This window comes from uncultured Mycobacterium sp. (assembly GCF_964249325.1).
Lineage (GTDB): Bacteria > Actinomycetota > Actinomycetes > Mycobacteriales > Mycobacteriaceae > Mycobacterium.
The window spans coordinates 1-6,095 of record NZ_CAXUCH010000250.1; the positions used below are offsets into that span (position 1 = coordinate 1).

The window sequence follows — 6,095 nt, forward strand, 5'->3', positions numbered from 1 at the left end:
GTGCACGGGCACCGGATGCCGGGCTGGAGGGTGCGCCGGCATCGGCCGGCGCGATCTCGGTCGCGGTGGCGCCTGCCCCCGGGCCGAATATCCCGGTCAGTGCGTCGCTGACGGTGGGCCCGTAGCCGACCTTGTCGTTGTACATCATCGCTACCCGGATCAGCCGCGGATACGAGGAGGCCGCATCGCTGGCGCCGGGAGAAGCGTAGACCGGCTCGACGTACAGCAGCCCGCCCCGGGCCACGGGCAAGGTGAGCAAATTGCCCCACCGGATGCGGTTTTGGTTGTCGCGCCCGATCACCCCGAGATCCTGCGACACCGCGGTGTCGGTGGTAATCGCGTTGTTGGCCAGTTTGGGACCGTTGACCTGTCCCGGGATCGTCAGCACGGTGATCTTGCCGTAGGTCGCCGGGTCAGAGCTGGCGCTGATGTAGGCGGCCAGGTAGTCGCGCTTGAACCGGTTCATCGCGGTGGTCAGCTGGTAGGACGCCGAATTATCGCCCTTCGCAAGGTTTTTCGCGACGATGTAATACGGCGGCTGGTAACTGCTGGCGGTCGGGTTCGGGTCCAGCGGCACGTCCCAGAAATCCGACGTGGAGAAGAACGTCACCGGGTCGTTGACGTGGTATTTGGCCAGCAGCATCCGCTGCACCTTGAACAGATCTTCCGGATAGCGCAAGTGTTCCGCGAGATCGGGCGTGATCTCGCTCCTGGGTTTGACGGTGCCGGGGAAGACCTTCATCCACGCTTTGAGCACCGGATCCTTCTCGTCCTGCGCGTACAGCGTGACGGTTCCGTCGTAGGCATCGACGGTGGCCTTCACCGAGTTACGGATATAGGAAACCTGTTTGTCGGGCGCCAGCCGGTTGAATGCCACCTCGTTGGAGTCGGCGGTAGCCGAGGACAGCGAGGTCAGCTCCGAGTATGGGTAGTTGTCCAGGGTGGTGTAGCCGTCGACGATCCACACCAGCCGCTTGTTGACGATCGCCGGATAGACGCTGCTATCGGCGGTCAGCCACGGCGCCACCGCTTCCACCCGCTGCGCGGGATCGCGGTTGAACAGGATCCTGCTGTTGGAGCCGATCACGTTGGAGAACAGGAAATTACGCTCGGCGAACTTAGCCGCGAACACGCTGCGCGACAACCAGCTCCCGATCGGCACTCCCCCGGTGCCGGTATAGGTGTAGTTCTTGGTTTCGGTGTTGGTCTCGTAGTCGTATTCGCGGTCTTTGCCATTCTTGCCGACGATCGCGTAGTCGGCTGCGGTGTTGGAGATCACCGGTCCGAAGTAGATGCGCGGCTGGTCGAGCCGAGCCGGGCCGTCGGAGAGCACGGTGCCGTTGGCCCCGACGACATTGACCAGGAACTCGGGGTAGCCGCCGTTTTGGTTGGGGTCATTGGCAATACCGCGGACGGTGTTGGCCGGTGACGCGATGAACCCGTTGCCGTGGGTATAGACGGTGTGCCGGTTGATCCAGTCCCGCTGGTTGTCGATCAGCCGGTCCGGATTGAGTTCGCGGGCGGCGACGACGTAGTCGCGCAGGTTGCCGTCGCGGTCAAGGTAGCGGTCGATGGACAGCTGGTCGGGAAAGTAGTAGAAGTTCTTGCCCTGCTGGAACTGGGTGAACGCGGGGCTGACAATCGTGGGGTCGAGCAGCCGGATGTTGGACGTGGTGGCCCGGTCGGCCGCGACCTGCTGGGCGGTGGCCTGCGGGTCGCCGCTGTAGTTGCGGTAGCTCACGACGTCGTCGGTCAGCCCGTAGGCTTGCCGCGTCGCGGTGATACTTCGGCTGATGTATTCGCTTTCCTTTTGGGCGGCGTTGGGTTTGACGCTGATCTGCTCGACGATCAGCGGCCAACCGGCGCCAACGATCAGCGAGGACAGCAGCAACAGCACCAGCCCGATTGCTGGAATCCGCAAGTCCCGCAGGACGATCGCCGAGAACACAGCGGCCGCGCATATAAGTGCGATCGCCACCATGATCAGCTTGGCCGGCAACACCGCGTTGATGTCGGTATAGCCCGCGCCGGTGAACGGCTTGCCGCCGCGGGTGTGCGAGAGCAGTTCGTACCGGTCCAGCCAGTAGGCGAGCGCCTTGAGCAGCACCAGCGCCCCGACCAGGCTCATCAGCTGTATCCGGGCCGAGCGGCTCAGCGCGCCGGTGCGCCCGGCGAGCCGGATTCCCCCGAAAACGTAGTGCGCCACCAGGTTTGCCACGAACGCCAGGAAGACGGCGACGAACAAATAGCTGAGCACCAGGCGGTAGAACGGGAGATCGAACGCGTAGAAACCGAGATCCTTGCCGAACTGCGGATCTCGGACCCCGAAGTCGCCGCCGTGCAGGAACAGCTGAATCCGCACCCAATACGTCTGGGCGATGACGCCAGCCAACAAACCGATCACCGCCGGGATGCCGATGGCCAGCACCCGCAGCCGCGTCAGGACCACAGCGCGATACCGAGCCACCGGGTCATTGCCGTCGCTGGGCACAAACACCGGCCGGGTGCGGTACGCGAGCGCCAGACCGCCGAACACTATGCCGCCGACGAGTAGTCCGACGACGAAAAACACCACCAGGCGGGTGACCAGCACAGTAGTGAACACCGATCGGTAGCCGAGTTCACCGAACCACAACCAGTCCACGTAGCCGTCGATGAGTCGCGGCCCGATCAGCAGCAAAACGATGACAACGAGTGCGATCGCGATCAGTGTCCGGCTACGCCGGGTCAGCTTTGGCATCCTCGCGGCGGGCCGCATCGCCACTAGCTACGCTCCCTGCTCGATGTTGACGGTGGCCGTCGGCGGTTTGGTGGATGGTCCCAACTGTACGCACCCGCGCGGGCATCGTCGCCGGGCTAGCAGCTCGGCGGTTGACCGCCGGAGGCAACGGTGTGCAGCGCGTCCACCGCCTGACCGAGAGTGTCGACCTTGACCAGTTGCAGGCCGGGCACGTTGTCGGCGTTGGCCTCGTAGCAGTTCTTCGCCGGCACCAGAAACACGCTCGCCCCGGCCTCGCGGGCGGCCACCATCTTGTGCACGATTCCGCCGATCGGGCCCACCTTTCCGTTCGCGGTGATGGTGCCGGTGCCCGCGACGAACTTCGAGTCGACCAGGTCTCCCGTCGTCAGCTTGTCGATGACGGCCAGGCTGAACATCAGCCCGGCCGAAGGGCCGCCGACGTTGGCGAGGTTGAAGTCGATGACAAACGGTGCCCACGGCGCGTCCAGCACCGCGACACCTAAAAAGCCGTAACCGCGATCTGGCTTGGAGCCCAACGTTATCCGAGCAACGCCCGCAGGCGCGTTCTTGCGGCGGTAGTCGATCACCACGGGCTGACCGGGCTTGGTGTTCTTCAGCATCGAGGTGAACTGGTCCACGTTGGTCACCGGGGTGCCGTTGACCGCGTCAATCGCATCGCCGGCCTTGAGTTTGCCCACCGACGGGCCTGGATCGGTGACCACGGCCACGGTGACGGCCTGCGGGTACTTGAGGTATCCCAGCGCGGCGTATTCGGCGCTGTCCTCGGATTCTTTGAAGTCGGCGTTGTTCGCCTTGTCGACTTCCTCCCGTGACTTGCCCGGGGGGTAGACCAGATCGCGCGGCACCAGTTGCTCGCGGCCCGACAACCACAGCGTGAGCGCCTCCCCCAAGGTGAGACCGTCGCGCTGCGACACCGTCGTCATGTTCAAATGACCCGACGTCGGGTGCGTTTGAGTGCCCTCGATATCGACCACCTGCTTGCCGTCCACTTCACCGAGGGTGTCGAAGGTCGGGCCAGGACCAAGTGACACATAGGGCACCGTCACCACCGCGATCAGTACACCGAACACCACGATCGGCACCAGCGCCACGATCAGCGTCAGAATCCGCCTGTTCACGTTGCTAACCCTAAAGGGGTTGGCTGGGTGGCCTGTCTCCTTGGCCGGGCATCCGGTTCACTCACAGCGTGATGGCGGACGCGCACCGAGCGTCCCCCATGAGTACCTTTGAGGTTATGGCTGACCTGCCGTTCGGCTTCTCCGCCGGCGACGACCCCGATCGCGACAAGGGGAAGAACGACCCCGAATCCGGCTCCGGCTCGTCTGATCCGTTCGGTTTCGGCGCAAACTTCGACATGGCCGACCTGGGCCAGATCTTCACTCGCCTAGGTGAGATGTTCAGTGGCGCCGGCACTGTGATGACGACTGGCCGGGCCTCCGGCCCGGTGAACTACGACGTGGCCCGACAGCTGGCGAAAAGCTCGATCGGATTTGTGGCGCCGATCCCGGCTGCCACAAATTCGGCGGTCAGCGATGCGGTGCATCTCGCCGAGACCTGGCTGAACGGGGTGGCCGCGATCCCGGCGGGCACCACCAAGGCCGTCGCCTGGTCGCCCAACGACTGGGTGGACAACACGCTTGAGACCTGGAAGCGGCTATGCGATCCGATGGCTCAGCAGATCTCGACGGTATGGGCGGCGGCCCTGCCCGAGGAGGCCAAGAATATGGCCGGTCCGCTGCTGTCGATCATGTCGCAGATGGGCGGCATGGCGTTCGGCTCGCAGCTGGGCCAGGCGTTGGGCCGGTTATCGCGCGAAGTGCTGACCTCCACTGACATTGGCCTGCCGCTGGGACCGAAGGGTGTTGCAGCGCTCCTGCCCGAGGCGATCGAGTCCTTCGCTGACGGACTCGAGCGGCCGCGCAGCGAAATCCTGACCTTCCTGGCGGCGCGTGAGGCCGCGCACCACCGGTTGTTCAGCCATGTGCCGTGGCTGGCCAGTCAGCTGCTCGGCGCGGTCGAGGCCTACGCCAAGGGCATGAACATCGACATGGCTGGGATCGAGGAGTTGGCCCGCGACTTCAATCCCGCCTCGCTGACCGACCCGTCGGCTGTCGAGCAACTGCTCAACGACGGAGTTTTCGAGCCCAAGGCCACGCCTGAGCAGGTGCAGGCGCTTGAGCGGCTGGAGACTCTGCTGGCGTTGATCGACGGCTGGGTGCAAACCGTGGTGAGCGCGGCGCTGGACGACCGGATTCCCGGTGCCGCCGCGATCAGCGAGACACTGCGCCGGCGCCGCGCCACTGGCGGGCCCGCCGAGCAAACATTCGCGACGCTGGTCGGCCTGGAGCTGCGGCCGCGCAAGCTGCGCGAGGCTGCTGTGCTGTGGGAGCGCCTGACACATGCCGCCGGTATGGACGCGCGCGACAAGGTATGGCAGCACCCCGATCTGCTGCCGGCGTCCGAAGATCTCGACGAGCCGGCGGCGTTCATCGACCGGGTCATCGGCGGCGACACCAGCGGCATCGACGAGATGCTCGCCGAGTTCGAGCGCGGCATCGACTCCGGCCATGACGGCCCGGACGGCCCTGTGGACAACTGAGCCGCGGGTAGCGCTCGGCGTGCCACAGTGAGCTGTGCCCCAACCCCCGTCCGCGCCCCAAGCCGGGGCGCCGCTGTACGCGCTCAACCCGGCGATGCCGGTACTGCTTCGTCCCGACGGTGTCGTGCAAGTGGGATGGGATCCACGCCGGGCAGTGCTGGTACGTCCGCCGCGCGGGCTGACCGCTGGCGGGCTGGCCTCGCTGCTGCGATCCATGCAATCGCGGGTATCGCTGGCCGAGCTGCAACGCCAAGCCGCCGACCACGGTCTGGTGCATGCCCGTGAGCTCGCCGATCTGATCGGCGAACTTGTCGGCGCCGGCGTGGCGACGCAAGCACCCCCGCAGCGCGGCGGACGGTCGCCGTCGATCCAGGTGCACGGCCGCGGGCCCCTGTCGGACCTGCTGACCGAAGCCCTGCGCTGCTCGGGTGCGCGTATTCGACGCAGCAGCCAGCCGCACGCCGCGCCGACGCCCGGGCGCACCGATCTCGTGGTGCTTTCCGACTACCTCGTCGCCGACCCGCGGATGCTGCGCAATTTGCACAGCGACGGCGTCCCGCACTTACCGGTCCGGGTGCGCGACGGAGTGGGTCTGATCGGCCCGCTGGTGATACCCGGCATGACCAGCTGTCTGGGTTGCGCGGACTTGCACCGGCGTGACCGCGACGCCGCGTGGCCGGCGGTCGCCGCCCAGCTGCGTGACACCGTCGGCGCCGCCGATCCAGCAACTCTGAT

At 65.9% G+C, this 6,095-nt stretch carries 4 protein-coding genes; 2 read left to right on the forward strand and 2 right to left on the reverse strand.

Features of this window, described 5'->3' with window-relative positions; all coding sequences use genetic code 11:
* Both ACFE99_RS21620 and ACFE99_RS21625 read right to left on the reverse strand, forming a co-directional pair.
* On the reverse strand, positions 1 to 2,764 hold a 2,764-nt coding region (locus ACFE99_RS21620), incomplete at its 3' end, for a UPF0182 family protein (protein WP_375488441.1).
* Between the two features lie 92 nt (positions 2,765 to 2,856).
* Entirely contained in the window at positions 2,857 to 3,879 is a 1,023-nt protein-coding gene (locus ACFE99_RS21625) for a PDZ domain-containing protein (RefSeq protein WP_375488442.1), read from the reverse strand.
* Positions 3,880 to 3,977: 98 nt separating this feature from the next.
* On the opposite strand from ACFE99_RS21625, the gene ACFE99_RS21630 reads away from it, so the two are divergent.
* A complete protein-coding gene (locus ACFE99_RS21630; protein ID WP_375488443.1) occupies positions 3,978 to 5,360 on the forward strand; it encodes a zinc-dependent metalloprotease in 1,383 nt (460 codons plus the stop codon).
* A 94-nt stretch (positions 5,361 to 5,454) separates the two neighbouring features.
* A partial coding sequence (locus ACFE99_RS21635) for a cyclodehydratase (protein ID WP_375488444.1) occupies positions 5,455 to 6,095 on the forward strand: 641 nt, incomplete at its 3' end.

What these genes read in the sequence shown, in the direction of transcription:
- ACFE99_RS21630 (WP_375488443.1), top strand. Translation starts at nt 3,978, where the DNA reads ATGAGTACCTTTGAGGTTATGGCTGACCTGCCGTTCGGCTTCTCCGCC.